41 protein-coding genes and 4 pseudogenes are annotated in these 25,961 nt (G+C 38.3%); 29 read left to right on the top strand and 16 right to left on the bottom strand.

Annotated elements, in window-relative coordinates; all coding sequences use genetic code 11:
- Positions 1-5: 5 nt before the first annotated feature.
- The 6 genes from ACWYN3_RS24660 to ACWYN3_RS24635 form a co-directional block, all read right to left on the bottom strand.
- On the bottom strand, positions 6-797 hold the full coding sequence (locus ACWYN3_RS24660; protein ID WP_456216767.1) for a peptidase domain-containing ABC transporter: 792 nt from the start codon (positions 795-797) through the stop codon (positions 6-8).
- Positions 788-1,093, bottom strand: a complete 306-nt coding sequence (locus tag ACWYN3_RS24655; RefSeq protein WP_456216766.1) for an ABC transporter transmembrane domain-containing protein — start codon at positions 1,091-1,093, stop codon at positions 788-790. The genes ACWYN3_RS24660 and ACWYN3_RS24655 overlap by 10 nt, the downstream gene beginning before the upstream one ends.
- Positions 1,035-2,171, bottom strand: a complete 1,137-nt coding sequence (locus ACWYN3_RS24650) for an ABC transporter transmembrane domain-containing protein (protein WP_456216765.1) — start codon at positions 2,169-2,171, stop codon at positions 1,035-1,037. The genes ACWYN3_RS24655 and ACWYN3_RS24650 overlap by 59 nt, the downstream gene beginning before the upstream one ends.
- Complete coding sequence (locus tag ACWYN3_RS24645; protein WP_456216764.1) at positions 2,168-2,311, bottom strand: hypothetical protein; 144 nt, start codon at positions 2,309-2,311, stop codon at positions 2,168-2,170. The genes ACWYN3_RS24650 and ACWYN3_RS24645 overlap by 4 nt, the downstream gene beginning before the upstream one ends.
- 14 nt (positions 2,312-2,325) lie before the next feature.
- A complete protein-coding gene (locus ACWYN3_RS24640) occupies positions 2,326-3,225 on the bottom strand; it encodes an HlyD family secretion protein (RefSeq protein WP_456216763.1) in 900 nt (299 codons plus the stop codon).
- Between the two features lie 189 nt (positions 3,226-3,414).
- Positions 3,415-3,642: a hypothetical protein gene (locus ACWYN3_RS24635; RefSeq protein WP_456216762.1), complete on the bottom strand. Its 228-nt coding sequence runs from the start codon at positions 3,640-3,642 to the stop codon at positions 3,415-3,417.
- Between the two features lie 338 nt (positions 3,643-3,980).
- Here ACWYN3_RS24635 and ACWYN3_RS24630 point away from each other — a divergent pair, with 338 nt between their 5' ends.
- Positions 3,981-4,883 (top strand): serine hydrolase domain-containing protein, encoded by a 903-nt coding sequence (locus ACWYN3_RS24630; RefSeq protein WP_456216761.1) that lies wholly within the window; start codon positions 3,981-3,983, stop codon positions 4,881-4,883.
- A 311-nt stretch (positions 4,884-5,194) separates the two neighbouring features.
- Positions 5,195-5,395 (top strand): annotated as a pseudogene (locus tag ACWYN3_RS24625) (DinB family protein); the annotation flags it as partial.
- Here ACWYN3_RS24625 and ACWYN3_RS24620 read toward each other — a convergent pair.
- Positions 5,392-5,661: a TfoX/Sxy family protein gene (locus ACWYN3_RS24620; RefSeq protein WP_456216760.1), complete on the bottom strand. Its 270-nt coding sequence runs from the start codon at positions 5,659-5,661 to the stop codon at positions 5,392-5,394. The pseudogene ACWYN3_RS24625 and the gene ACWYN3_RS24620 overlap by 4 nt on opposite strands.
- Positions 5,662-5,837: 176 nt before the next feature.
- Here ACWYN3_RS24620 and ACWYN3_RS24615 point away from each other — a divergent pair, with 176 nt between their 5' ends.
- The 9 genes from ACWYN3_RS24615 (at position 5,838) to ACWYN3_RS24575 (ending at position 11,447) form a co-directional block, all read left to right on the top strand.
- Entirely contained in the window at positions 5,838-6,398 is a 561-nt protein-coding gene (locus ACWYN3_RS24615; RefSeq protein WP_456216759.1) for a hypothetical protein, read from the top strand.
- A gap of 116 nt (positions 6,399-6,514) precedes the next feature.
- Positions 6,515-7,330: a bifunctional helix-turn-helix domain-containing protein/methylated-DNA--[protein]-cysteine S-methyltransferase gene (locus tag ACWYN3_RS24610; RefSeq protein WP_456223142.1), complete on the top strand. Its 816-nt coding sequence runs from the start codon at positions 6,515-6,517 to the stop codon at positions 7,328-7,330.
- A gap of 57 nt (positions 7,331-7,387) precedes the next feature.
- On the top strand, positions 7,388-8,047 hold the full coding sequence (locus ACWYN3_RS24605) for a 2OG-Fe(II) oxygenase (RefSeq protein WP_456216758.1): 660 nt from the start codon (positions 7,388-7,390) through the stop codon (positions 8,045-8,047).
- Positions 8,048-8,302 (top strand): Ada metal-binding domain-containing protein, encoded by a 255-nt coding sequence (locus tag ACWYN3_RS24600; RefSeq protein ID WP_456216757.1) that lies wholly within the window; start codon positions 8,048-8,050, stop codon positions 8,300-8,302. It begins immediately after the preceding gene.
- On the top strand, positions 8,272-8,877 hold the full coding sequence (locus tag ACWYN3_RS24595; protein ID WP_456216756.1) for an alpha-ketoglutarate-dependent dioxygenase AlkB family protein: 606 nt from the start codon (positions 8,272-8,274) through the stop codon (positions 8,875-8,877). The genes ACWYN3_RS24600 and ACWYN3_RS24595 overlap by 31 nt, the downstream gene beginning before the upstream one ends.
- Positions 8,878-8,928: 51 nt before the next feature.
- Positions 8,929-9,186, top strand: coding sequence for a hypothetical protein (locus ACWYN3_RS24590; protein ID WP_456216755.1), 258 nt, complete (start codon positions 8,929-8,931; stop codon positions 9,184-9,186).
- Positions 9,187-9,217: 31 nt separating this feature from the next.
- A complete protein-coding gene (locus tag ACWYN3_RS24585; protein WP_456216754.1) occupies positions 9,218-9,685 on the top strand; it encodes a hypothetical protein in 468 nt (155 codons plus the stop codon).
- On the top strand, positions 9,682-9,867 hold the full coding sequence (locus ACWYN3_RS24580) for a hypothetical protein (RefSeq protein WP_456216753.1): 186 nt from the start codon (positions 9,682-9,684) through the stop codon (positions 9,865-9,867). The genes ACWYN3_RS24585 and ACWYN3_RS24580 overlap by 4 nt, the downstream gene beginning before the upstream one ends.
- Positions 9,868-9,875: 8 nt before the next feature.
- Positions 9,876-11,447 (top strand): ATP-binding response regulator, encoded by a 1,572-nt coding sequence (locus ACWYN3_RS24575; RefSeq protein ID WP_456216752.1) that lies wholly within the window; start codon positions 9,876-9,878, stop codon positions 11,445-11,447.
- A 1-nt stretch (position 11,448) separates the two neighbouring features.
- Here ACWYN3_RS24575 and ACWYN3_RS24570 read toward each other — a convergent pair whose 3' ends face one another.
- The 5 genes from ACWYN3_RS24570 to ACWYN3_RS24550 all read right to left on the bottom strand — a co-directional run bounded on the left by ACWYN3_RS24570 (position 11,449) and on the right by ACWYN3_RS24550 (position 13,302).
- On the bottom strand, positions 11,449-11,859 hold the full coding sequence (locus ACWYN3_RS24570; RefSeq protein ID WP_456216751.1) for an AAA-type ATPase lid domain-containing protein: 411 nt from the start codon (positions 11,857-11,859) through the stop codon (positions 11,449-11,451).
- Complete coding sequence (locus ACWYN3_RS24565; protein WP_456216750.1) at positions 11,846-12,391, bottom strand: sigma-54 factor interaction domain-containing protein; 546 nt, start codon at positions 12,389-12,391, stop codon at positions 11,846-11,848. Before ACWYN3_RS24565 ends, ACWYN3_RS24570 begins: the two co-directional genes overlap by 14 nt.
- Positions 12,351-12,632 carry a response regulator gene (locus ACWYN3_RS24560; RefSeq protein ID WP_456223141.1) on the bottom strand — a complete coding sequence of 94 codons (282 nt, stop codon included), beginning with the start codon at positions 12,630-12,632 and terminating at the stop codon, positions 12,351-12,353. The genes ACWYN3_RS24565 and ACWYN3_RS24560 overlap by 41 nt, the downstream gene beginning before the upstream one ends.
- A complete protein-coding gene (locus ACWYN3_RS24555; protein ID WP_456216749.1) occupies positions 12,632-12,784 on the bottom strand; it encodes a hypothetical protein in 153 nt (50 codons plus the stop codon). Before ACWYN3_RS24555 ends, ACWYN3_RS24560 begins: the two co-directional genes overlap by 1 nt.
- 92 nt (positions 12,785-12,876) lie before the next feature.
- On the bottom strand, positions 12,877-13,302 hold the full coding sequence (locus ACWYN3_RS24550; RefSeq protein WP_456216748.1) for a hypothetical protein: 426 nt from the start codon (positions 13,300-13,302) through the stop codon (positions 12,877-12,879).
- Positions 13,303-13,539: 237 nt separating this feature from the next.
- On the opposite strand from ACWYN3_RS24550, the gene ACWYN3_RS24545 reads away from it, so the two are divergent.
- The 8 genes and pseudogenes from ACWYN3_RS24545 to ACWYN3_RS24510 all read left to right on the top strand — a co-directional run bounded on the left by ACWYN3_RS24545 (position 13,540) and on the right by ACWYN3_RS24510 (position 18,328).
- Positions 13,540-13,785, top strand: coding sequence for a hypothetical protein (locus ACWYN3_RS24545; protein WP_456216747.1), 246 nt, complete (start codon positions 13,540-13,542; stop codon positions 13,783-13,785).
- 127 nt (positions 13,786-13,912) lie between these two features.
- Positions 13,913-14,881: a sterol desaturase family protein gene (locus ACWYN3_RS24540; protein ID WP_456216746.1), complete on the top strand. Its 969-nt coding sequence runs from the start codon at positions 13,913-13,915 to the stop codon at positions 14,879-14,881.
- Positions 14,882-15,175: 294 nt separating this feature from the next.
- Positions 15,176-15,611 (top strand): annotated as a pseudogene (locus tag ACWYN3_RS24535) (RrF2 family transcriptional regulator).
- Positions 15,612-15,726: 115 nt separating this feature from the next.
- Positions 15,727-16,350 carry a uroporphyrinogen-III C-methyltransferase gene (gene cobA / locus ACWYN3_RS24530; protein WP_456223140.1) on the top strand — a complete coding sequence of 208 codons (624 nt, stop codon included), beginning with the start codon at positions 15,727-15,729 and terminating at the stop codon, positions 16,348-16,350.
- Entirely contained in the window at positions 16,328-16,489 is a 162-nt protein-coding gene (locus tag ACWYN3_RS24525) for a hypothetical protein (protein ID WP_456216745.1), read from the top strand. The genes cobA and ACWYN3_RS24525 overlap by 23 nt, the downstream gene beginning before the upstream one ends.
- Before the next feature lie 224 nt (positions 16,490-16,713).
- The gene (locus ACWYN3_RS24520) at positions 16,714-16,875 is read left to right on the top strand and encodes a hypothetical protein (RefSeq protein ID WP_456216744.1); all 162 of its coding nucleotides are present in this window, start codon (positions 16,714-16,716) and stop codon (positions 16,873-16,875) included.
- A gap of 12 nt (positions 16,876-16,887) precedes the next feature.
- Positions 16,888-17,913: a S8 family serine peptidase gene (locus ACWYN3_RS24515; RefSeq protein WP_456216743.1), complete on the top strand. Its 1,026-nt coding sequence runs from the start codon at positions 16,888-16,890 to the stop codon at positions 17,911-17,913.
- Positions 17,882-18,328 (top strand): S8 family serine peptidase, encoded by a 447-nt coding sequence (locus tag ACWYN3_RS24510; protein WP_456216742.1) that lies wholly within the window; start codon positions 17,882-17,884, stop codon positions 18,326-18,328. The genes ACWYN3_RS24515 and ACWYN3_RS24510 overlap by 32 nt, the downstream gene beginning before the upstream one ends.
- A 69-nt stretch (positions 18,329-18,397) precedes the next feature.
- Here the strand turns inward: ACWYN3_RS24510 and ACWYN3_RS24505 are convergent, their stop codons facing one another.
- The 4 genes from ACWYN3_RS24505 to ACWYN3_RS24490 all read right to left on the bottom strand — a co-directional run bounded on the left by ACWYN3_RS24505 (position 18,398) and on the right by ACWYN3_RS24490 (position 20,918).
- A complete protein-coding gene (locus ACWYN3_RS24505) occupies positions 18,398-19,339 on the bottom strand; it encodes a hypothetical protein (RefSeq protein ID WP_456216741.1) in 942 nt (313 codons plus the stop codon).
- Positions 19,340-19,371: 32 nt separating this feature from the next.
- Positions 19,372-19,653 carry a hypothetical protein gene (locus ACWYN3_RS24500; protein ID WP_456216740.1) on the bottom strand — a complete coding sequence of 94 codons (282 nt, stop codon included), beginning with the start codon at positions 19,651-19,653 and terminating at the stop codon, positions 19,372-19,374.
- Between the two features lie 215 nt (positions 19,654-19,868).
- Positions 19,869-20,330 carry a hypothetical protein gene (locus ACWYN3_RS24495; RefSeq protein ID WP_456216739.1) on the bottom strand — a complete coding sequence of 154 codons (462 nt, stop codon included), beginning with the start codon at positions 20,328-20,330 and terminating at the stop codon, positions 19,869-19,871.
- Positions 20,331-20,558: 228 nt separating this feature from the next.
- Positions 20,559-20,918 carry a hypothetical protein gene (locus tag ACWYN3_RS24490; protein ID WP_456216738.1) on the bottom strand — a complete coding sequence of 120 codons (360 nt, stop codon included), beginning with the start codon at positions 20,916-20,918 and terminating at the stop codon, positions 20,559-20,561.
- A 341-nt stretch (positions 20,919-21,259) separates the two neighbouring features.
- Between ACWYN3_RS24490 and ACWYN3_RS24485 the strand changes: the two genes are divergently transcribed.
- From ACWYN3_RS24485 to ACWYN3_RS24440, 10 genes and pseudogenes are all read left to right on the top strand, one after another.
- Positions 21,260-21,628 (top strand): hypothetical protein, encoded by a 369-nt coding sequence (locus ACWYN3_RS24485; RefSeq protein WP_456216737.1) that lies wholly within the window; start codon positions 21,260-21,262, stop codon positions 21,626-21,628.
- Entirely contained in the window at positions 21,585-21,935 is a 351-nt protein-coding gene (locus tag ACWYN3_RS24480) for a hypothetical protein (protein WP_456216736.1), read from the top strand. The genes ACWYN3_RS24485 and ACWYN3_RS24480 overlap by 44 nt, the downstream gene beginning before the upstream one ends.
- The gene (locus ACWYN3_RS24475; protein ID WP_456216735.1) at positions 21,910-22,920 is read left to right on the top strand and encodes an immunoglobulin domain-containing protein; all 1,011 of its coding nucleotides are present in this window, start codon (positions 21,910-21,912) and stop codon (positions 22,918-22,920) included. Before ACWYN3_RS24480 ends, ACWYN3_RS24475 begins: the two co-directional genes overlap by 26 nt.
- The gene (locus tag ACWYN3_RS24470) at positions 22,899-23,390 is read left to right on the top strand and encodes an Ig domain-containing protein (protein ID WP_456216734.1); all 492 of its coding nucleotides are present in this window, start codon (positions 22,899-22,901) and stop codon (positions 23,388-23,390) included. Before ACWYN3_RS24475 ends, ACWYN3_RS24470 begins: the two co-directional genes overlap by 22 nt.
- Complete coding sequence (locus ACWYN3_RS24465) at positions 23,377-23,892, top strand: putative Ig domain-containing protein (RefSeq protein WP_456216733.1); 516 nt, start codon at positions 23,377-23,379, stop codon at positions 23,890-23,892. Before ACWYN3_RS24470 ends, ACWYN3_RS24465 begins: the two co-directional genes overlap by 14 nt.
- Positions 23,893-24,041: 149 nt before the next feature.
- Positions 24,042-24,389, top strand: a complete 348-nt coding sequence (locus tag ACWYN3_RS24460) for an immunoglobulin domain-containing protein (protein WP_456216732.1) — start codon at positions 24,042-24,044, stop codon at positions 24,387-24,389.
- A pseudogene (locus ACWYN3_RS24455) lies at positions 24,386-24,448 on the top strand (hypothetical protein); the annotation flags it as partial. The gene ACWYN3_RS24460 and the pseudogene ACWYN3_RS24455, both read left to right, overlap by 4 nt.
- A gap of 132 nt (positions 24,449-24,580) precedes the next feature.
- A complete protein-coding gene (locus ACWYN3_RS24450; protein ID WP_456223342.1) occupies positions 24,581-24,913 on the top strand; it encodes a hypothetical protein in 333 nt (110 codons plus the stop codon).
- Positions 24,856-25,679: pseudogene (locus ACWYN3_RS24445) on the top strand (immunoglobulin domain-containing protein); the annotation flags it as partial. The gene ACWYN3_RS24450 and the pseudogene ACWYN3_RS24445, both read left to right, overlap by 58 nt.
- A gap of 51 nt (positions 25,680-25,730) precedes the next feature.
- Entirely contained in the window at positions 25,731-25,925 is a 195-nt protein-coding gene (locus tag ACWYN3_RS24440; protein ID WP_456223341.1) for a hypothetical protein, read from the top strand.
- The last annotated feature ends 36 nt before the right edge of the window (positions 25,926-25,961 follow it).

The following is a 25,961-nucleotide window of genomic DNA, read 5'->3' as shown; positions in this document are numbered from 1 at the left end:
TCGGATTACATTTGCGGTAATTGAAGTTTCCATAAATTAGCATAAGCAGAATCAGGACTATAGATCAGTTCATGATGTGTACCCTGTTCAACCACTACTCCCTTGTCCAGTACAATGATCTTATCTGCATTATTCAGTGTACTTAATCTATGCGCAATAACAATCACTGTTTTCTGACTAGCTTTTAAGAGATCAATCATTTTCTGGACATACTGTTCTGAAGCCGAATCGAGTGAGGAAGTGGCCTCATCCAAAATAAGGATCTCTGGATTACGATACAATGCCCTTGCAATTGCAATGCGCTGTCTTTGTCCACCGGATAACGCAGTCCCGTTCTCACCCAGATAAGTTTGAAAACCCCTGGGCAGGGTTTCTATAAAATCAATGATTCCAAGCTGAGTGGAGATTTCAATGATCTTTTGCATATCAGGTTCATAATCACCTACTGCAATATTATCAATAACATTTCCTGCGAATAAATCAATCTTCTGAGGTACTACCGCTACTGCTTGCCGCAATGAAGAGTTCCGGATATATTTTAAATCATAACTTCCTATGCGTACATTTCCCTCCTGTATGGGGTAGATGTTTTGCAGAATTGACATTAAGGTTGATTTTCCTGAACCACTTTCGCCAACAATAGCAGTAAACTTGCCTTTAGGAATAGTCAGGTTTAAATTTTCAAAGACATTAAGTCTTGTTCCGTAGCGGAAAGAGACCTTCTCAAAATGTATATCTCCTATCTTATCGGGAGTAAGGTCAATCTGGTTTTCATCATTTTCACGTTCTAAATCCATAATTTCAAAAAAAGTCTGTCTGCTGCAATAACAGCATCCTGCACAGTTTTATTCATACCAATAAGAGAAGTGACAGGGCCTGTGAAATAACCAATCAGGGTATAAAATGATAAGAGTTCGCCAGGAGTAATATTACCATCTAAAACATAGCCTGCGCCTACCCAAAGCAGAATAATGGTCAGTAACCTTGATATTAATTCTGATGATGTACCAGAAAAAACAGAATTAATATTAGACTTAAAACCAGTCTGTAAAAGATTTATAAAGCGGATTTCTGTTTTTTTTTTCGTTGGCATGAGCTTCCAAACCAAAACGCTTGATTGTACCCACTGAATTCAGACTTTCTACCAATTGAGATTCTAATTCAGCAGAGTCCTCCATTAATTTCCTTTGTACTTTCTTATTGAGTTTATTAGTGATAAAATAGATGAGTAAGTATAGCGGAATAACTGTGAGCATGATCAGGGCAAGCTTCCAGTAATAAGTAAACATCATGATAAACGAGAAGAACACAATGAAGAAGACGTTGACCAGAAAGTTGATGCTGACGTCGTTTAAAAATGCCCTGATTTTTACCGCGTCATTGATTCTGGAGATGATTTCACCGACACGCATGGTGTCGAAAAATTGCTGCGGTAATTTTAATAAATGTTTGTAATAACCTAAAATCAGCTGACTGTCGATCATTTGACCGGTTTTTAGTGTAAATATGGTCTTGGCAGTTCCAATGAATAGCTGAACAATCAGAATGATTACCATGGCCATACTCATCAGGTTGAGCAGGTTACGGTTACCATCAACCAGTACAAAATCAACCAGTTTCTGTACAAAAACGGAGGTGGAAAGGCCTAATACCGTATATACGATTGCACCTAACAAGGCCTGAATTAAAATACTTTTATGTGGTCTGATCAGGTTCCAGAAACGAGTCTGTACCGATATTTTTTCATTTCCCGTTTGAAATTCTTCTGCTGGTAACAACAATACCAATGCACCTGTCCATTCTTTTTTTTTTAATTCATCATGGGTCTTCCGGTGCATTTGCCCGTCAGCAGGATCCATCACCTCAATGAACTTAGCAGTTACTTTATAAATAACCACATAATGCTGTAGAATGTTGTCAACGATCAGATGCGCAACAGCAGGTTTTGGTATTTTGAATAAACTATCAAATGGGCCTTTTACACCAGCAGCTTCGAAGCCTAATTTCCTGCCAGCCTCCACCATTCCTAAAACGGTAGTCCCCTTTTTATCAGTGCCAGCCATCTGTCTGATACGTGCAACGGACAGATCCAGTTTATAATGAGATGCAATTGACGCTAAACAGGCTGCACCACAATCCGTAATATCTCTTTGTTTTACTTTGGTGCTCATACTTTGTCGCTTACATTAGGATTTACCCAGTCATCCACTTTATCATACAGTAATTGGTACAAACTGCGTTCGGTTACCGTGAAACGCGCGGTGAAATTCATTCCTTTTTTCAAAAATCCTTTATAGCCGTTTTTCAACATTAAGTAGTTTTTGGTCAGGTACACCTAACTTTAAATACAGGTTGATTGTTGTTTATAATGATAATATCATCTGATATATCGAGTACTTTACCCGTTGCCAGCCCCCATTGGTTGTAATTAAAAGCATCTACCTGGAAACGGACTTCCTGACCTTTTCTGATGAGTCCGATATCTGCTGGTTTGACATAGCAAAATGCAGTAATATTTGTATCCGGGGAGATTTCGCCAATTTTCTGATTGGCAAATACGTAGGCTCCTTTTTGGATACCTGAAAGATTCTGGACAGAACCACTGATCGGCGCCCTTAAAGTATATTGTTTTTTCTGTTCGTTTAAGTCTACCTGCTGGCTTGAAAGCTGACGCAATTCATTTCTGAACTGACTTGCTTCGGTTTGCCATTTTGATTTATATTTGGTACTCACCATCAGATAGGCTGAGGCTGCCTGTTCTTTTTCAAATTTATATTTTTCATATTCAGATTGAGTGACGACTTTACTCTGGTATAGTTTATTGTACCTGTTAAAAGTTGCTTCTGTCTGATCTTTAGCGATTCTTGAACTTTCAGATTCTTGTGCAAACTCTTGCCAGGATGCGGTGTACTGTCCGGTTTTAGGATGAGGGTAATTATATCCGTTCCACTGTATATAAACTAATAATTTGTTGAGATCCTGTAAAAACTCATAGATCTGTCCCTGGCGTGTTTGTACCAGTGCATCCTGTTTTTTAGGTGCCGAAGCATCAATAACCAGGAGAATATCTCCCTGTTTGAGTTTTTTATTGTCTTTTAGTTCAAGTTGTGTAATTCTTCCGTTCACAGGAATAGTCAGCTCAGTTTTCTCCATCGAAGATTGTAAGAGACCATTGCTTTTTACACTAATAGGAGTTTTAATAAAAGGTAATGCCGCGAATGTCACTAAAATAGCCAGTACAGTAACGATGTAAATAAACTGGCCTGGCTTACCAATTTTTGACCGGTAAACAATGGAATTGCTTGATATTGTTTCAATTGAGTACGTTTTAAGGACATATGGGCAGAATATAAAAATAACCGTTATGCTAAAAAAGGCATAACGGTTATCTTAAGAATTTAAAATTCTAATTTTTTAAAGAGGACCTACGCCAATATTAATTAGTGGAGACAATATCTTATTCAGAGTAGATACCACATTAGTTAATAAGGTATTAACTCCTCCAAGCAGGTCGCTAAGAAAACTAAGTAAGCTACCACCTTCGGTGTTTAGCATTTCAGTTGTGTTCATTTCCTGAACACCCATTTTGTTTAATTCTAATTTTTTCATCCTATAGATTTTTACAAATACGTCCCTACTCATTTAAGGCTTTTCAGGATACGCCTCTTTGGTCAAACGCTGGATCGAAAATAAATAATAAGAAGTTAAAAACATTGCGGGGATAAATAAAGAAAAGAGGGCTGGGCTTAATTTTAATGAGTAGAAATGGACTTTTTGGGGTAATGAATAGCCTTTTTGTAATAAAAACACACCGTGCCTGAATTCTTATTCAATTCATTCATTATTGCGAAATACAAAATTGGCTGTTCTTTATTTAATATCGGATGATTGTTTTGCGGAATGGCACTTAAGTAAATATAATCTTTATGAGAGCAATTATTTTGTTAATTTACAGCTTGTTAACTATAAATAATTGCTTGGTGAAACAAATAGCCATCACTATAGGTATCTTCCTTTTTTTTATCATCAATACGTTCGCTCAGCTTCATATTGATACATCTTCCACTGTGAAAGATAACCCGGATATCTACGCGCTTTTAGTTTTAAAAAAGGATAAGATTATTGCTGAAAACTACTTCAATAAATATAATGAAAGTAAATTGTTTAATGATCAGTCGCTTACAAAAAGTATTTGCTCAGTCTTAATAGGCATTGCGATAGATAAAGGATATATTAAATCGGTGGATGAAAACCTGATAGATTTCTTCCCTGAATTAAAGAATGATCCTGATTTAAGAAAACAAACACTTACGATTCGTCAGGTCATGAATCAGGCCTCAGGGCTATATCATGAAGACTTAAACAGGATTGGTAATTTTTTGAAATTACCAGAACCTGCAGCCTATGTTTTAAAAGAACCACTTGTTAGTAATCCTGGAGACGTATTTCATTATAATAATGCGGCTTCTCACCTGCTTTCAGTAATTCTGACGAAAAGTACAGGTATGGATACTCATTTGTTTGCTAAAAAATACTTGTTCGATCCAATGGGTATAAGTCAGTTTGAGTGGGCAAAAATGAATGACGGATATGATGATGGGAGTGGCTTGCTTAGTATTCGTTTGCGAGCTGAAGATCTCTTGACAGTAGGGGCGTTAATCTTACACAACGGACTATATCGGGGTAAACAGCTTGTACCTTCTCAATGGATTAATTTGATCACACACCCGGATGTTCAATATAAAACTGAATGGGGATTTGCCAGATCAGCTTATGCTTTATGTTTTTATCATACGAAGTACAATGGCGTAGAAATAACTTATGGAATGGATGGGGTGGGCAGTTTGTTGTGGTTATTCCTGATTTGCAGGCTGTCATCGTGATTAATCAGAATACTGCAAACGCGCACGCCGTAAAGCAATCAGAGAATTTTGTAACGCATATTTTTCCAATGCTATTCGATCTGCTAAATAAAAATTAATATTGTTTTCTCTGCTGACATAAGGCTGTCAGCTGTCATGTCTTTTTTTGTTCTGTAATCATTTAAATAAACAGATTATGGAAAACAACATCATGCAACAAGAAGGAAATGGCCTGATCTGAGGGATCATCACTCAGCGTACTTTATTAGATCATTGGCAGGGACATCGTCGGGTGATCAGGAGACTCATAGCAGCTTTTATGGGATCAGCTAACACATAGTCTTGATACTTTCTGGCCACAGATTCCAAATCAGCGTTTTCGGGAGATTGTCCTTGCGTTTGGACAATATGAGGGGTATACCACGGATGTTATTCTTTACTGGATAGATAATGAAATTCATCACCGTGCACAAGGTTATGTTTACTTGTGGTCGCTTGGTATTGAACCACCGGCATTCTGGAACAGAGATTAGATTTTCTTTTTTTTACTGGATTTAGCCTCTTTGTTAAATTGCAGAGAGAGCTTTATCCAGTATTCCAGCTCTTTCTGTGAATGAACTCTTTCTTCCTCAACATAAACAAAATCTTTCATCACCCTGCCATTATTGATCATCTGCCGGCAATTATCCTTCTCTAGTTCCAACACGGTCTGCTGAGCACCGATACGGCATAACAGTCCGTTTGGGCTTATACAAACACACATTTTTTCATTAACCATAAAACATACTCCCTGAAACATTTTTTTTTTTTTTTTCAACTACTGGCTGTTCAGCTAAAAACTCTCTGACCCGGTCAGCTAACGATTCGTTATAAGCCATACCTTTTTATGAAATTTATTTATAAATATAATAAACAATCGGAGTTGATATGTGGAAATTATTACCTTGTCTGCGTTTTACAGGCTGGCTGTTTTCTATGAAGAAATATATTTTTTACGCGCTTTCAATATTCTTGTTTTCCGGAGTGAATATGGCTGCTTTCGGGCAAACTAAAATTGATTGTAACCAGGTTCTTGATCAGGAACCTTATTTTGCGAAACATCAGGCTTTATCAACAGATTCTCTTTTTTTGAGGGATGTTGAGGTCTTAAAACATTGTGGGGGATATGGCGATATAGATTCGCTCATGCTGAAAAGATCTGTACTCTGGACAATTTTGCATACGGCAATGGATGAAGGAAAACCGGCAACTTACCGCACCATGATCAATTTTATGCAGGAATTTAAATCTACACCACATTACCGTTTATTTGTAGCATCTCTGCACTTGTATAAAAATCTGGGGAATACAAAGGTGAATCCGGCAGAATTTGATCTCGCTCAACCTTTTTTTGTGCAAATAGGGTTTACGAAGAATGATATTGATGATTTCAAAGAATTTATTTCAAATCCGGTTCATCACAATCTGACCTATATTGCTGCTGCTTATGAGCTCTATATGAAAGAGTTTGAGTTGGCTACAGGCGGAAGTAAGTAATATTTAAAACACAGCAAGTTTCGGGTAGGTAAAGCTTATTCTGGTCTCTATTTTTGTGTAGTTAAATAAATTATATGAGCTATGAAAGCACAGGAAGAAACTAATTTTTTAGCCGTATTGCCGAAGCAATCAGCTATATCAATGGCAATTTTAAAACCCAGCCTGGCCTGGAAGAGGTTGCTGAAAAAATAAATCTGAGCCCATTTCACTTTCAACGGTTATTCACAGAGTGGGCAGGGGTAAGCCCTAAAAAATTCTTGCAGTATCTGACTATAGAGCATGCCAAAAAGATGCTGAAAGAAAGTCAGGCAACCCTGTTTGAAACGGCGTTCGAAACAGGTCTTTCCGGAACAGGCAGATTACATGATCTGTTTGTTAATATCGAAGGAATGACGCCTGGTGAATATAAAAACGGCGGTGAAAACCTGGTTATTAATTATAGTTTCGCAGAAACTCCTTTTGGCAATATCCTTGTCGCATCCACACCTAAAGGGATCTGTCATATTGCTTTTGCTGATGATGATGCCATTGAACTGGAGCAGTTGAAGACTAAATTTCCCAATGCAACTTACAAACAAATTGCTGACGTGACCCAGCAAAATGCGCTCTATATATTCACGCACGACTGGGACAAGATCAGCGAGATTAAGCTCCATTTAAAAGGAACGGATTTCCAGCTGAAAGTATGGGAAACCTTACTGAAAATTCCTTCGGGGCAGTTGACAACTTATGGGACGGTAGCGAAAAATATTGGAATGCCAACTGCTTCGAGAGCTGTAGGAACAGCTATAGGTGCGAACCCGGTTGCTTTTTTAATCCCCTGTCACCGCATTATTCAGTCAACAGGCGCTCTAGGTGGGTATCACTGGGGAAGTGCCCGTAAAACGGCTATAATTGGATGGGAAGCAGCAATGACAGCTAACGAGGGATAAGATGAAGACATCGAAGAAAAAATAAATGCTGCAGACTGGCAGCAGGTAACAGAAAGTATGCATGATCAGGGCTATGCTGTTATCAAAAATGTGCTGACCGCAGATGATTGTTCTGCATTAATCAATAACTATCAAAACACTGAAGTCTATCGTAAAACAGTCATTATGGAAAGATATCGTTTTGGCATTGGAGAATATAAGTATTTCAATTATCCCTTGCCTTCATTGATTCAGTCCATCAGAACTGAAGTATATCCCCGGCTTGCACCTATAGCGAATACCTGGATGAAAGTTCTCCGGATAGACAATCAGTATCCGCTTATCCATGAAGAATTTCTGAATCTTTGTGAGCAACAGGAGCAAACCAAAGCGACTGTGCTTATTCTGAAGTATGGTCAGGGTGGATACAATACTTTACATCAGGATCTTTATGGAGATCTTTACTTTCCGATTCAGCTGGTCTTGTTTTTAAATGAACCCGGAGAGGATTATGAAGGCGGCGGTGAGTTCGTATTAACCCAGCAAAATCCAAGAGCTCAGTCTAAAGCTATTGTATTGAATCCGCGTAAAGGTGATATGTTGTTATTCACGACCAATTTCAGACCTGCAAAAGGTAGTAAAGGATATTATCAGATGAAAATGAAACATGGGATTAGTGAGGTGCATAAAGGTGAACGTTATGCAGTAGGAATTATATTTCATGACGCATTAACCTAAATGATTAAACATATATCAGTCAGCGATGTTGTAGTCAGAACGCTGATCAGAAACAAGATCGTCACTATAGGCGGAAATGAAAAACTAAAAATCTACGGACTGCTTAACTGTAAAAGCGGGAAGAGAATGAAAAGAGAAAACAGGATTTTTTTTACAGATGAAAAGGAAGCAATAGCCAATGGATTCCGCCCATGCGGGCATTGTCAAAGAAATTTATATAAAGAATGGATTTATTCAGTACAGGAGAACCGGTGAACTTATTGCCTTATGATGGAGAAGTGATTTATTATTTATTATGGGCAGTGATTGATCCGGATAAACTCTCTTATTATTTACAACGGTTATCAGATGATATTGTCTGGAAGAATGATGAAGCTGTTATTTTTGGTAAACATATCATTACCAAACGGAAAGTGGCCTGGTATGGGGATGCTGAATATGCTTATACCTACTCCAATACCACTAAACAGGCATTGTTGTGGACGGCAGATCTTCTTGCATTAAAACAACTTATAGAACAGCTGAGCGGTACTAAATTTAATTCCTGTCTGCTCAATTTATACCATGATGGCGATGAAGGGATGGCCTGGCATAGTGATGATGAAAAATCACTGGGTAAGAATACCACGATCGCATCATTAAGTTTTGGTGCTGAACGCCATTTTGCCTTTAAGCATAAAAACACAAAACAATCTCTCTCTTTACTACTGGAAAACGGAAGTTTACTGGTGATGAAAGGGACCACGCAAACCCATTGGTTACACCGCTTACCGAAAACAACTAAGGTTACCCGTCCAAGGATAAACCTAACCTTCAGGACAATCATCTAACAAATTCTTTTGATCATTGTTATCTTTACTGGATATTACTAAAACCAGCTAATGATAGATGTTTCACGGAAAAGTTTTTTAAGCGATGCTAAAGGCAAGATTATAATAGGTTTCGTGCTTGCCTTTTTTGCCCTTTTTTTGGCATGGGGGGTGAGTAAAATTGCTTTTGATGAAATGCTGGATACTGTGGATACAATTTCAACACCTAATGCTAAATTACGGTTAGTCAATATGGTTTCCAGGAAAGTAGCAGGACTGGATCAGCAGCAAAAAAAACCTGGCATTCAACTCGCCCGGAAATTATGGTAATTTCTTTAAACAGTCTGGCCAGCTCAGGCAGATGCTTGATTCTTTAGCTGGGATGTACAGTGCCGATTCAATTCAGCTAAACAGGATCAGGTCAATAGAAAAACTATTGGTGCAAAGAGATAAACAGTTTATTAATTATCTTAAAGTCCGGGAAGGTTTAGTCAATAATAAATCCTTTACCCAGGAAGTTCAAAAGCTGAATGATCTGGTCAATAAAGGACCCCAGCAACAAGATAGTACCATTGTTACTACAGAAAAGAAGACCTCTACGGTTACCATACTTCCCGTAGATGAATCGAAGCAGCGTAAGGGGTTTTTTAATCGTTTATTTAGTAAGAAAAAGGAAGAAGAAGATAAGTCTTACCAGGTTACAAATGAAGAAAAGATAAAAAGAGATACTATTGCTTTAGCCGGAGAAACAGTCATAGCAAAAGGACTTGAAAAATCGTTACGAACCATAGCAAAGGAGCAGCAAATAAAAAAAGTGCACGTTTTTTGAATAGAGAGGCTACTCTTGCCAGTGCCAATGAAGTGCTTATCCGTCAGATGCTTGATATTTTGAGAAAAGTAGAAAGTGAAGTTGTCACACAGATTGAACAGAATGGGGTGGAGGCCAAAGCAGTTGTAAATACCGGCATTACAAGAATCAGTTTTATTATGATTTGGATTTTTTCTTGTTAACCATAGTGTTGCTATATCTCATTTTAACAGACATTACTAAAAGTAACCTTTATAGAAAAGAACTGGAAGCTGCCAGAGATGAGGCCGAATATCATGGGATGGCCAAACAGCGGTTTCTGTCTAATATGAGTCATGAAATCAGAACACCTTTGCAATCAATTATTGGTTATGCCGAAATCATAAGGCATCAGGAGCATCCTAAGCTGAAAGATATCAATGCTATTTATCATTCTTCTGAACATTTGCTGCAGATTGTAAATGAAATTCTTGACTATAACAGGATCATATCAGGGAAATTTACTTTTCAGCAAAAACCATTTAATATCAGGGAGTTGCTTGAAGAAGTGATTACCATTATGAAGCCTCAGGCGGAGCAGAAAAAACTAAAAATGCAAACGGAAATAGAGTTGCATGGAGTTGATTTTGTAGAAGGAGATGCTTTCAGGCTTAAACAGATTTTATATAACCTGTTAAGTAATGCAATTAAATTCACGCAGACAGGTGAAGTACTATTAAGTGTTTTTTACAAGCGGCAATCAGATAACCTGCATTTTACATTTATGGTAAAAGACACAGGGATTGGTTTGACAGAAGAAGAAAGCAGCAGGATTTTTAATGAATTTGAGCAAATTGATTCCCCTGATAAGGAGGTCATCAATAAGGCTGGTGCGGGGCTTGGTCTGACGATTCTTAAATCCCTTGTAGAAAACCAGGACGGCCGTATTTATGTAAAGAGTAAACCTGCAGTGGGAAGTACATTTACCGTATATCTGACCTTTAAAATTGCTGACGTTCCTGTTGAAAGTAATATTCCGCAGATCAGCGAAAAGATTTATGTCAAGGATAAAGTATGGGTAGTAGATGATGACCAGCTGATCCTGGATTTATGCCAGATCATTTTTACTAAGAAACATATCGATCATTTATGTTTTAATTCCCCGGCAGATTTACTGGCAGCGGTCTGGGACCCTAAAGTTAAATACATCCTGATGGATATGCGTATGCCTGAGATTTCAGGTGCAGAGCTTTGCAGGCTGATGAAGGCTAAAATCCCTGCGGATGTTAAAATATATGCAATGACTGCGCAAGTTCTTCCCGAAGAGCTGGAATCGGTATTGAAACAAGGGTTTGACGGGTTGATTATGAAGCCTTTCCGCGAAAATGATTTGCTTGCTGTTTTTAGCACTACTGTGTTAGCCGAAGAAGAGGAGATTTCTGATACGGCTGATTTTTCTGGTATTGGCCTGGATACATCAGTTGTAGAAAAGATGACCTTTGGTGATCAGGAGTTATTATTGAAAATTCTGAACAGGTTTAAAGAAGATTGTGTGAATGACATGGCTGAACTACAGCAAAGTATAATTGCAAAGGATCAGCCTCTGGCAAGATTAATTGTACACCGGATAGCGGGAAGAACGGCTCAGATGGGGTCAGGACAGCTGGCTTCAGAATTCAGGATGATGGAAATCGATCTTTCTGAAACAGTACAGGAAATTGATTCTGCACGTCAGGAAAAATTAGAGTTATTGATTAAAAGGCTCAGTTTACTCATGCAGCTGGTTGATCAGAAAATTAGCTGATCTATTCAATTTCATAACGCTCCATTTTACTGTAAAGCGTCTTTCTGTCTATATTAAGGAGTTTTGCTGCCTTAGATTTGTTGTATTTCACCTTGATTAAGGTTTCCATAATCAAACTTTTCTCATTGCTTTCATTGATCGCTTTAAGATCAGATCCGCCAGGTTTAGGCGTCTGTTTAATGGCCAGAATCATTTCATCAGGTAATGATTCGATCCCTGCGGTATCCGAAGGCGTAAGCAAGACCATTCTTTTAATCACATTTTTCAACTCTCTCAGGTTACCTGGCCAGTCGTATTGTAAAAGCAGGTCTTTAACAGGAGCAGAAAGTTTTTGTACATTCCTGCCAAGTTCAGCATTGGAAAGTTTAATGAAATGATCAATAAAAAGCTCAAGATCTTTACCGCGTTTCACGTAAAGCAGGCAAAAGAATTTTAAACTCATTTAAACGGTGATAGAGATCTTCACGGAATTCACCATTTTGTATACTGGTTAGCAAATCGTCATTTGTAGCGGTAATGATCCGCACATTTACAGATACTTTTTTAGTACTGCCCAGAGGTTGGATAACTCTTTCCTGTAACGCCCTTAACAGTTTTACCTGTACCTCATAACTCAGATTTCCTACTTCATCCAGAAATAATGTACCCCCTTCAGCAGCTTCAAATTGTCCCTTTTTGTCATTGACAGCACCAGTAAAGGCACCTTTGACATGACCAAATAATTCACTTGCGGCTAAATCTTTAGAAAGAGCCCCGCAGTCAATAGCCACAAAAGGTTTAGTATTCCGCTTGCTTTGAGCATGCAGGGTACGGGCGGCATATTCTTTACCAGTTCCGCTTTCCCCCTGTATAATTACAGACATGTCTGTTGGTGCAACCAGATCTATATGGGCATACAATTTATCAGCTGCTTGTACTTTTTTTTCCTTTAATGAAATCTTCATGTTCAACTGAGGCAGTCTGATTATTTTCTGCCTTCTTCTCCAGAGAGCCTCTGATAATCATTAATAGCTCATCAGGGTTGACCGGTTTGGTGATATAGTCTATTGCACCAAGCTGAATTGATTTTACGGCTGTCCGTACATCATTAAAGCTCGTCATAATCACTACCGGGTAATTAAGGCTGTGCTCACGCAGATGTGCCAATACATCTAATCCAGTTCCATCAGGAAGACGATAATCTATCAGAAATAATTCGAAGTTGTGTTGTTCGATGATTTTTTTGAAGTACTTTTAACATCGTGGACAACATAAGGCTCATGGCCATGCTTTTTAAGAAAGCCTTCTAACAACTGTGAGAAAGTTAGATCATCTTCAATAATAAGTATTTTCGCCATAAGTATTCTGTTCGCTTTTGAATATAGGCAAAAATACAAAAGCCGGAGAACTTCCGGCTTTTATATTATTTATATTTTATTGTGTGTATTAACTATTGTTGCACAACACCGTCAGCACCTACTTTTAAGAAGGCTACTTTATCGTCTTTTTTAACGTCCACCTGATAATAAGTTGATTTATCTGCTTTGGTAATTAAAAAAGCTCCGGTTGCTGTCCATTCTTTATAAGCATCAGCTTTTAAAGTAGCTTTTACTGGTTCTGGTAATTCTTCCACTTTAACCGGTACTTTAGTGTCTTCCTGTTTTACTGAATAAGCTGCGCTATCTTTTGCAACTGTATAAGAAGCACTATCCTGTCTAACCATTGTAGCTGCACTATCTTGTCTCACTATATTAGCAGTACTATCCAATGTTGCTGTATAAGCTGCACTATCAATTGGATTTTTAATTTCATTTGCTTTAACTGTTGATACTCCTGCGATTGCTATAACTGCTGCTGATAAAATGAAATTTCTCATAATAATTGTTTATTTAAATTTAAAATTCTAATTAACTAATTCTATTTAGCTATAGTTCAAAATGGTGCCAGCGTGCCAGAAAATAGTTAATATGCTTTATAGTAGCTGTTTAAGGTTTTTGACTGAAAAAGAACTTGTTGACTTTCTCTACACTCTGCCCCGATAACACAGCATTTTATCAGAACAAATACATCCGATAAGCGTTATGATATCGATAAAAACCTAATCATAACTGTTATGACCTATAAAGAAATGCTGAATTTACTGGCAAAAAAGACTGCCGAAACCTATGATCTGTATTTACAGGCCAAAATTTTAACATTAATTGATGAAGACGACCTTTCTGCTGATCAGGCCGAACAGCACAGAGCGGAATCTGAAAGACTGGAAAAGAAACTGGCTGCCCTGATGGCTACGATTAAAAATGATGGATCTTTAAATGAAGAGGCTCCGGGTAACTTCTTTGAAGACTTTATTAAATAAAGACTATAAAATTAGTAGACTTTATATATATTGGGTATTTTTGAAAGATTAAATCGAAAATACCTGATATGAAGTTATCTGTAAACTAAACTACCTTGCTTTCATTATACCTGTATTCTTTATCTTTTTGCTTTTAGAGTATAAACTGGCTAAAAGGAAAAAGAAAGAACACTATTTCAAACATGAAAGCTCGGTAGCCAATGTGAGTATCGGAATCGCAGAACGTCTGATAAATTTATTTGTTACTGTGGGTTTTTACCAGTTTTTTGACTGGATATATACTAATTATGCCATTATTCATATCCCTGATAGCTGGTGGGTGTGGATTATCCTGATGCTGGCAACCGATCTGTTATGGTATTGGTATCACCGGCTTGGCCATGAGATAAACTTTTTATGGGCAGCACACATTGTTCATCATCAAAGTGAAGAGTTTAATCTGACCGTCTCTGCACGCATTACTACAATCCAGGCCTTAATCCGAAATATTTTCTATGCTATTTTACCTTTAATTGGTTTTCATCCGGTAATGGTCTTTACTATTCTTTTAGTACACGGTGCTTATTCATTTTTTACACATACGCAGTTAGTCGGGAAACTGGGCTGGCTTGAGCATATACTGATTACACCATCATTACATGGTATACATCACGCCAGTGACGAAAAGTATCTGGATAAAAACTATGGTGATGTTTTTACTTTCTGGGATAAGCTTTTCGGGACTTTTCAGCTGGAAGAAGAGAAGCCTCATTATGGATTAACACATCCGCTTAAAAGTTATAGCTTTTTATGGCAGCATTTTCATTATTACCTGGAAATTATAGAAGCCTGCCGCCGGGTAAAAGGCATTAAACAAAAATGTCAGATCATTTTTGGAAGCCCTGCTTTGTTAGATCAGGATATCCGGCCAGCATTAGAAAAGAAATTTCTAATGCCCGGGCGAAAAGATGATCATCAGTTTAAATTCAGGAATTACCTGAATGCGCAGGTGATCTTTTCTATCCTGCTGCTTACTGGTTTTACTGCATGGTTTCCTGTTCTTGGAATGGCCGATAAGCTGTTCATTACTGCAACTATACTTTTTTACACTGATTAATTGCGGTGCTCTGATAGAACAGCGCAAGTATATATATGAGCTGGAATGTATCAGGACAATTCTATTGCTAAGTTATGTTTTCTGGAAAGTGGAGATCTTTGAGTGGATTGTTCTGCCCGCGGTAATGATGATTATTCTGGAACGGGTTTTTCAGGTCAGCAGGTTATATTACCGTTACATATTAAAAGATGAAACTTTAGGGAGGCTCGTGTTTAAGAAAACGAATGAATAAATGTGGTATTAAATCTGTCACATTTATCAATACCTAAATCTTTTCTTAGCTTTGTATTTAATATGTTGTCTAAGAAAACAAAATATGCCATTAAAGCACTGGTGGCTTTAGGCAAGAACGTTGAGAATCCTCCAATGCAAATTGTAAGGTTGGCAGAACAGGAGATGATACCCAGAAAATTCCTGGAACAGATATTATTGGATTTGCGTAATGCAGGTTATCTGTACAGTAAAAAAGGGGCAGGCGGAGGTTAGTCTGAACAAGAATGCTGCGGATATATATCTTGTGGACATTCTGAGAATAACAGACGGACCTATCGCTATGGTTCCTTGTGCAAGCTTAAAGTTTTACCGGAAGTGTGACGAGTGTCATGATGAGAAAACCTGTGGGATCAGAAAAACATTTATTGATGTTAGAGATGCAACCTTAGAAGTTCTTTCAAAGACTTCTGTTGCAGATGTAATAGCCCGTGAAAACAGCGGAGAATTGCTGTATTAAAATTATTATAAAAAAAAGACGACTATTTGAATAGACTTTATTATATTTGTTTATTGACAGATATATAAACCTTTAAAATAGCCGGTTATGATTTTAAATAAAATAAAAAAAAAGCATTCAGGAACCCCGTATTACATTAGTTGGAGCCGGCCCCGGAGATCCTGATTTAATTAGTTTAAAAGGAGTAAAGGCACTCAATACTGCTGATGTTGTTTTATATGATGCCTTAGTCAATGGTGCATTACTCAATCATGCTGAACATGCCATAAAGATTTTTGTAGGCGGACAATCCGACGGAGAGTCATTCTCACAGGATGCAGTGAATAAATTGATGATCGATTATGCTTTGAATTACGGCCACGTCGTAAGACTTAAAAGCGGCGATCCATTTGTATTTGCCAAGGGTTTCGAAGAAATCAATTTTGCAGAATCTTATAGTATAAAGACTGAAATTGTACCAGGTATATCAAGTGCTACTGGTGTTCCGGGTTTGCACAAAATTCCTATGATTTATGGAAATATGAGCGAAAGCTTCTGGGTACTTTCCGGTGTTAATTCAAAAGGAGAGCTTTCCGCAGATTTAAAAGGCGCAGCAAAATCCAAAGCTACTGTGGTAGTTTTAATGGGAATTGAACGGATCAGAGAAATTGCAGCTATTTTTATAGCAGAGGGTAAAGACCGGTTACCAGTTGCTGTTATTGAAAATGGGTCTGCTCATGACGAAAAAAAACTATTGTAGGAGTAGTAGAAACTATCCAGAGCTTGTTGAAGATCATAAAGTTTCATCACCTGCACTATTAGTTTTTGGTGATGTAGTTTCATTGCATCCGGCTTTTGCAAGGATCAGAGATTTCTATCACGTTCTTGCTGAAGGATAAATCATTAATTTTCTCCCTGTTAATTAAAGAATTTGAATTTCCTTGTGTTAAAATAAAAATCTTATTAGTTTATAATGGAAAGCCAGGAGAAATACCTGGTTTTTTGATTTGGTAATCAGGTTAAACTGTTACCTTTGAATTAGGCTGGAAATCCATAATAAAATAGGTTGAAGGCATAACTAATTATCATTATTAACGTTTAAAGTGTAATTTAATTAACACATATGAATACATTAAAAAATAGAGTTGTATTGCGGGGAATATTCAGTGCCGTATTTATAGCAGGATTTGGTTTCAGCTCATTTGCACAAGCTCAAAAAGATAACTGGCATAACCTGGATTTCAAAACAGACTCTGTTTTCGGAGTTAGTACAGAAAGCATATAATATAAAGAATTATTGAAAGGTAAGAAATCAACACCTGTTATTGTTGGTGTTCTCGATGGTGGAGTTGATACCAAACATGAAGATCTTTTAAGTGTGATCTGGGTAAATAAAAAAGAGGTTGCAGGTAATGGAAAAGATGATGACAAAAACGGATATATTGATGATGTAAACGGATGGAACTTCATTGGTTCAGCAAAAGGATCAGTGAGTCACGAAGCATTGGAACTTACCCGCGTATTACGGAGAGATAAAGCAAGGTTTACAGGTGTAACTGCCGAAACGGTTAAACCTGCCGATTTACCTGCTTTTGAAGCCTATCAAAAAGAACAGGCAGATTTTGATAAACAAACTAATGAAGCTAAAAATGCTGTTGCAAATATCGGCGGTTTAAAAGGTGCATTGGATGCAATGGTTAAAACGATGGGAAAAGAAAATCCAACTTTAGCTGATTTTAAAGCTTATACTCCAGCATCAGATATGGAAGGCCGTTTGAAAAATATAATGGTTTCTCAATTAGCGAATTCAACTTATGAAGCATTTTATAAAGCACAGATCGTAAAAGGTCTGGAGCATTATCAGGATCAGCTGGCTTATAATTTAAATCTTGATTTTGATCCCAGAGCTGAGTTTGTCGGAGACAATTATGCTGACAGCAAGCAAAAGAATTATGGAAATAATGATGTAGCGGGACCTGATGCAAGTCACGGAACGCACGTATCCGGAATCATTGCTGCAGATCGTACCAATACAATCGGTATTAAAGGTGTTGCAGATAACGTTCAGATTATGGGTGTTCGTAGTGTGCCGGATGGCGATGAGCGCGATAAAGATGTTGCTAATGCTATTCGTTATGCCGTTGCCAATGGAGCAAAGGTATTGAATATGAGTTTTGGTAAAGCTTATTCATGGGATAAGAAGACCGTTGATGAAGCTGTTAAATACGCTATGTCTAAAGATGTTCTGATCATTCAGGCCGCTGGTAACGACAATAAAAAAAAATCTGGATGTGGTCAAAAGCTTTCCGGACCGCAAATATGAAGATGGCGGGATTGCTGATTCTTATATCGTTGTAGGTGCTTCGGGATATGTTGATGATAAAACGTTGAAAGCGAGTTTCTCTAATTATGGTAAGACTGCAGTAGATGTATTTGCGCCAGGCGTAAGAATTTACTCTACAGTACCAGGATCTAAATATGATACTTATGATGGTACAAGTATGGCAGCTCCGGTAGTAGCTGGTATTGCTGCACTGATCAGAGAATATTATCCAAAATTAACTGCTATACAAGTAAAAGACATAATTTTAAAATCAGTTGTGAAAATTAATCATAATGTAGATGTGGAAGCTGAAGAAGGTGAAGCTGCGAAATCTGTACCTTTTGCAGATCTTTGTATTACAGGTGGAATTGTTAATGCTTATGACGCATTAAAATTAGCCGCTGATTATAAATAAAATTTATTCATCAGATACCCAATAAAAACGGTCTGTCTCAATAAGAGACAGACCGTTTTTTATGTTCATTTAAAAAAGTTGTCTTGAAACCTGGTGCTCATCCAATAAACAGAGCTTTTCATATTTGTATTCATTGACCAGATCGTATTCTTTCAGATCTGTATAGATGTTGATCAGTAAGTTGAACATAAACATCGCATTTAATAACACATTATTTCTTCTGAACAGCAACAAGCATTCTTTGGTATGATGAATAGCAATTTCATATTCTTTTCTGTTATAATACTGCTGTGCCTGGAACATTAATAAAATAACTTCCTGATACTTGGCGAAATTAGTACAGTTTCTGTTTGACAGATAAACTATGATACTCTCTATCTGATCTGTTTTTTTTTTTTTCTGGAGCACTTCTGGAACTATACATCCCGTAGACGGCAAGGATATAAATAGTGAAAGTAGTTTTTTTTTTGCAAATTCTCTTGGATGAAGTTTAACTATATTGGAGATCACTTCGTGACCGGATGTTGCATCTCCGGTAAATATATTAACATATAGAATCAGGAGGTAGGAAATACCCTGCCTGGGATCCATATGGTGCTCAGGCTTGACTCCAAAAGGGTTGTCTCCATTTTTTAAACTCTCAATATTAACTAACAGATTCCTTTCGGCAGGCTGTTCTGCGTTGATTTTAGCATAAATAATTTCCAGTGCCTCTACCGGGTTTACCATCCAGTCTGCGGCATTCAGGGCCCTGATGTTTTTTATCCTGGCCTTAATAGCTATTTTATCGAGCTTGATTACTTCAAGGACCCCAAGTATAGAATTATAGACTAGTAAATGATCGTCATTACTTGCGATATCAATCAGTGCTGCAACAGCCTCTTTATAACAGGAGTCTATAAAATCAAAATTGATCAGTTTTGAAATAATGATTTCGTGGAATTGGTTTTCATCCAGCACCCTGATAATGTCGGGATTGAATTTTGATCTGTATTTAATCTCTTCTGCCATAAACAGAATCAGATAATTAGTCTCAAAACTATTCAGGTTTTTTTGAAAACAGATTTTAACTCATGGAAGTTACCTGTTTTGATCAGGAAGCGCGTAGTCCATTGCAGTAGCTGAAAGCGTACCTGGTTAGATTCGTATTCCGTATTGATATAAGTGAAGAAATCCATGTTCACCTGAAGATGAAACTTCTCCAGTATTTCAACGAATAGAAAATATTCAAACATATGTGGGTGTAAGAAGCGCACATACTCTTTTGGATGTGCATTCTCTGTTCGCTTTTCTTCCATTAAGATACCATCAGCAAGCAATTCCATATAGGCATTCCTGAAGGCGGAAAGTTCTGAAAGAAGGCTGTCCTTTTCTACTGCATTAGTTTGTTTTCCATACGCTGTGAGTTGAATGATTTTCTTCAGAAAGAGTATTTTCTCTGTATAATAGTTTGAACGGTATATCTTTTCCTGAATGAAACGGGAAACAAGCTCATAAAAAGTAATATTCGTATAATAGTTGAAATCCGGATCTTCCTCTTTCAGCTGATATAAAGCTGAATGTGAAGCGGGAATTTTAACTGGGCTTTAAGTCTGGGGTTAATTTCTTTGTTATCCAGGTAATTGATTTTTGAGATGATAATGTCAACTTCTTTCTCGGTAAGAGGAGGGACGTTAGACAGTTCATGCAGATTGAAATAATTTCCCGGAAACCATTTAGATTTCAAAAACGAAGAATGGCGGATGCGTTCATAAAATCTCATCCAGGTAGTAGAGCGTAAGCTCATCATTAACTTTATATTCTTGAAATCTTCCAGTGAACAGATCAGGTTGATAATATTATCAAACAGACGATTCTTGTCTTCTTTTTTTAAGATCAGTTCTGCAAAGCCATCCAGCATAATAATGAATTTACCACCATGAGCCGCCTGCATATTATTAATGTATTCAAGCGTATTTTCCTGGGGGTCTATTTGTAGCTGGTGTTTCAGCTGGTCTTCCATATTAAGGTCTGCCTGATCTTTATTAAAGAAGTTATAGGCCTGAACTGAACGAAAAAAATAGTAGAGTCTCTGTAGGCGGCATCCTGTTTGTAAAACAAGTCTTCGGCCAGATGGCTGAGTAAAATTGTTTTCCCATAACCGGGTTGTGAAATTACACTGGTGAAAATATAGTCGCCTGCATAAAATTCATCAAAATCATATTCTGCAAATTTTCGGCTGATAGTAATATCATAAGGAATGCCGGATCTGTTCCTTATAGTTTTTTAATGTGAATTGAGTAATCTTATCTGCTTTGTCCTTAAGGCTCTTCCATTCGTCTGTATGGCCAGAAGGTTGTGGTAAATCGTTTACATCAATCGTTGCAATGTCAACATATTCAGCGAGAGTGGTAAGGGTGAACGTAGAAAATTTATGTTTAACAACAGCGAAACCAAATAATCTTTTAATAGTTGTTTCACTAACGTTCTTGTTAAGATGCTTACTAATCTCAATTGATATTCTCTTGCAATCAGCAGGTGTAATAAATCGAATACCACATTTTAAGAGAATCAAGCTTTTAAGTTCGTTCAGCCGGTGACTGTATTCCATAGATACGTTTTTTTTTTTTTCTATTGTATTATTCGATTTTGGGTAAAAAAAGCTAGCTAAGCACCAATAGTAACCGAATATACACATATACGTGATAAATGAACAGAAAGCTTTTAAATAAAAATAGCGATAATTTCTCCTTTAAATGGATAAATGCTTTTAGAATGCGTTTAAAAGCGCATGGCAGAAATTTTCTGATTTGGAAATCAAAAATTGAACAAAATGAATGGAATGCGCCGTTCATTCCATCTTATTTAAATGAATGATTTGAACGCGAAATTAGAAGTTCTCTTTACTTAAAATTGTCGTAAGTATTAAAGTTAACCTCTAAAACTGCCGGTATGAAATCTACGTCTACTCCCCGAATTTTAAAAAATTACCTCTGTCTTCTCGTAAGTATTTTAGCTATAACGCTATTTAATACGCGATCGTATGCGCAAACTAAAAATTACGCAACGGTAACTCCTTCCACGGGTACTGTAGCTTATACAACTGTTCTGGGAATTCCCAGAGTTGACCTGAATGATCCGAATGCAGGTAGCATAACAAATCCCGGTAATGCAAGTGTTGCACCACCGGTAAGCCCTGCGGCGCTCAAAGCAAATTATTTCAATCTTTTGGGATTGGCAAATGCAGATGGTGAAGCGTGGATACAGTTGAAGTACAATGCACCTCTGGCTGCTGGTAAAAACAACCTATATACGTTTTGACCCGCCAACAGGTACAGGGCTAAATCTTGATGCACTTAAAATAATTGGAGATGTTACCGGATTGTATAGTAGTGGTTTTGTTAAAGTGGACGCTTATACTGGCGCGACCGCTAGCAACGACGGCACTAAAATCGCAGATGCAAATGTCTCGGGGACAGTAGTGACAGATGCAGCCGGGCTTACTTACTTAGCAGTCACTTCAACAAGTGCTTATAATTCAGTACGTGTAAGACTAAGATATACAAGTGGTCTTTTAGGGTTATCCCTGAAATGCTGCTGTGATGCTGAATGTATATACTCCATTTAATTATACAGATGATAGTTGCGGCTCGTCCATATTTACAAGTGTAGCCTCGACGGGCTTAAATCTTTCACTGACCAGCCTGGTCACAAATCCTAAAAATGCTATTGATGGTAACTTGAATACTTCTTCACAACTTCAGGCAGGATTAGTGACTCTGGGATCTTCAGTTTCACAGACCGTTTATTTAAACGGACTTTCTTCAGCAACAGATGTTGCAAAAGTTGTACTCTCTCAGGGTGGTTCGTTATTAAGTGTGAACGTACTGAAAACTATTACTGTACAAGCCTATAATGGAGATAATCCTGTAGGCTCTCTGTATTCACTCAGTAATTTAATTAACCTCGATTTACTAGGTTTATTCACGAACAATAACCAGGTCCCCGTTTTTTTCACACCTGGTGCTCCATTTAACAGGATCAAAGTTTCGTTAGATAACGGACTGGCGATAGGAGGTAATATTCTGTCTGGAGGCCTTAATATTAACGAGGTACAGCGAACAATACCCAAACCATTATTCGGTGGAGTAACTGGTAACGCGCAGACTTTATGCGGAGGTGGTACGTTAACATTAACCCCTCAAAGTCCGAATGCAGGTTATACTTATAATTTCTATAAAAGAGTTGGAGTTAACGGAACCATAACACCGATTACTCCAGCATCAGCAAACACAATTTCAGACGCTGGTCTGACAGCAGGTGTTTATACTTATTATGTCGGTGCAGTAAAAACTGGTTGTATCGCAGAATCAGATCTGGACAGCGTTGTGGTAACTGTTAAACCAACGTTATTGTTTACTGCGACTCCACTGAGCAACGGTACAGTTGGTAAGGTCTACTCTAAACAACTTAATCCGGCAACCAGCGGAACACCAACTTATACTTACGCATTAGCAGCAGGAAGCACATTACCTGCAGGTTTGACGATGACTTCAGCTGGTTTGATCAGCGGGACACCTACTAAGCGGTTGTGGCAGGAACTTTTGGCGTAGTAGCGACCGATGCTGCCGGATGTAAGACAACGGCAACCCATACTTTAACAATTACAGGAACTTTAACTTTACCAACTGCAACTTTGCCGAACGGTACAGTAAATAAAGTTTATCCTAATACAAATCTGCCAACACCAACAGGCGGCAGTACCCCCTATACTTATTCAGCAACGAACCTGCCACCCGGAGTTACACTAAACCCAACCACCGGGGTGCTGTCAGGAACACCAACAACTGCGGGAACTTATACTTTCCCGGTAACCATTTCTGATGCAGACGGAAATATAGCGACAACCAGCTATACGATTATAGTTAGAAGTCCGCTGGTATTAACAGCTTCTGCTTTATCAGATGGTACAACTGGTGTTCCATATCCAACTCAGATTATTCCTGCAGCGACAGGTGGAAGCGGTGTGAATACTTATGCTGCTACTAACCTGCCTCCGGGATTAAGCTTTGACCCGGTTTAGAGCAATCACAGGTACGCCGACACAAGCAGGTACTTATATTATTCCCGTTACTGTGAGTGATAACGAGGGAAATACGTTTCCCCTAAACTATACCATTGTAGTTAAAGATGCGCTTACATTAGCAAATGTGGTGTTACCTGACGGAGCAGTGAATGTAGTTTATCCAACTCAAACTCTTCCCGCAGCACAAGGCGGAACCGGCCCTTATACTTATGTAGGTACAAACCTGCCTCCGGGACTGACGTTTGATCCTGTAACCAGAACTATATCAGGAACACCTACCCAATCCGGTACTTTCACGCTTTCAGTCAAAGTAACCGATAGTGGAAACGGTACGATCACTGTTCCTTATACTTTAAAAGTTGCAGGAGCATTGACTTTACCTGCAGCTACCTTAGCGAACGGAAAAGTAGGAACCCCTTATACCTCAGCGGCGCTGCCAGCAGTAAGTGGTGGAACAAGTCCTTATACTTATTCGGCGACTAACCTGCCTCCGGGTTAACTTTTAATCCTGCAACGAGGGTAATTTCGGGAACTCCGACAGCTGGTGGTAATTATACTGTAACGCTGAAGGTTACTGATAATGCAGGAAACAGTACAAGTACAGATTATGCACTTAATATTACTGTTGATGCACCTTCAGTTGCTGGTGTGACAATTTGCGGTGGCAGCACAGCAACTTTAACGATTGATAACATTCAGCCTAATACAACTTATAATTTCTATTCTTCTACCGGAAATACACCATTATTCACTGGAACCTCATTTACTACTCCGGCATTAACTGTAACTACTACTTATTATGCAGAAGCAGTTTCAGGAACAGCAGTGAGTGCACGTATTCCGGTAACAGTAACTGTTAACCCGGTCCCGGATGTGCCGGTTGTTGCTATTAATAATGTAGCTATTAGTTCAGGACAAACAGCGACACTTCAGGCAACTGCTACTTCAGGCTCTACTATTAAGTGGTATGCAGCTGCGACTGGTGGTGTTGAATAGCTACAGGCTCAAGTTTTACCACACCTGCACTTAATGGAAATATTACTTATTATGCCGGAACAACAAATAGTTCAGGTTGTACAAGTGCAACCAGAGTTCCGGTTAATATTACAGTAATTAACGGAACAGTTAATCCGAACTGTTATGCCGCAACTAAACAAGAAAGTGGTATTACCGGGGGCTTAATATGTGTGGCCTGTGCAGTCATAAATCCTGGTTATTCTACGGATGCTGACCTGACTAACTTCACCCGTATTTCTCTTCCTATAGGTCTGGGGACTACCGGGTATCAACGTTTAATTTTCCAAAAAACAGGAGTAGCAACTGATAGTATCAGTGTTGATCTGGAAACCCCTAATGGTTTACTGGATTTAAATGTCCTTGGTGGTATCACAGTAAGTGTAATGAATGGCACTACAGTAGTTAGCAGCTATCCATTAAATGCGTCTCTGCTTAACTTAAGGTTATTAGGTGGAAACAGGTTCGCCGCAACGGGTTTGCAGGTGGTGCATATGACAGAGTAGAAGTAAAAGTAAATGCCTTATTAACTGCATTAACCAATGTAAATATTTATGGTGCAAACGTTGTTGCTCCTAACCCTACTATTGAGGCAGGAAATCAGTCGATCTGTTCGGGCTCAACTGCTACGCTGAAAGTTACGCCAATAGCTGGCACAACAATCACCTGGTATAGTGCAGCAACAGGAGGAACTATTTTATCAACAAATAATACTTTCACAACTCCTGCACTCACTGCAACTACAATTTATTATTTAGAGGTGAGCAATGGTAGTTGTGCAAATCCAACACGTCTTCCGGTTACTGTAACGGTTACTACAGCATTAGCAGCACCGGCACTGGCTACAGTAGTTCCGGTTTGTACAGGTTCACCTGCAACATTATCAGTTGATAACCCGGTAACAGGAATTACCTATAAATGGTATGAAGCCGCTACAGGAGGTACAGCCTTATTTACTGGTACAGTTTTCACTACACCACACTTGCTGCGAATACAACTTATTATTTAGAAGCTACAAACGGCAGCTGCGTTTCTGCAACCCGTACAGCAGCAAATATTACAGTTAATCCTCGTCCGGTTACTCCACAAATTACTGCCTCAGCGACTACGGTTAATCAGGGCCAAACAGTAAGTCTGACAGGAACCTCGACAGAGAATAACGTAACTTTCAACTGGTACACTTCGGCAAATGCGGTTACACCAATATTTACCGGAGCAACTTATATTACTCCTCCGCTTACAGCAACCACAACTTTTTATCTGGATGCTGTTTCTACAGTTACCGGATGTGCATCTTCTGTAAGAGTTTCACAGACCATTACTGTGAATCCGGCAGGAACACCAATATCAGTTGGATGCGAAGGTCCAATTAGCCAGACTAATGGAGTTGGAGGCTTACTCTCTATATTATCCAGGGTAGATAACCCACTATTGGCTATTGATAATGATCAGGTAACAGCATCAACATTATCTATCTATTCCTATAGGTATAGGTTCAAATGTATTTCAGCAAGTTAATTTTGCTGGTTTATCAAATGCTGGTGATACTGTTCG

The sequence above is a fragment of the Pedobacter sp. NJ-S-72 genome (assembly GCF_053890575.1).
The sequence above is the reverse complement of the archived record's forward strand: the minus strand, read 5'-3'. Positions and strand labels throughout refer to the sequence as shown.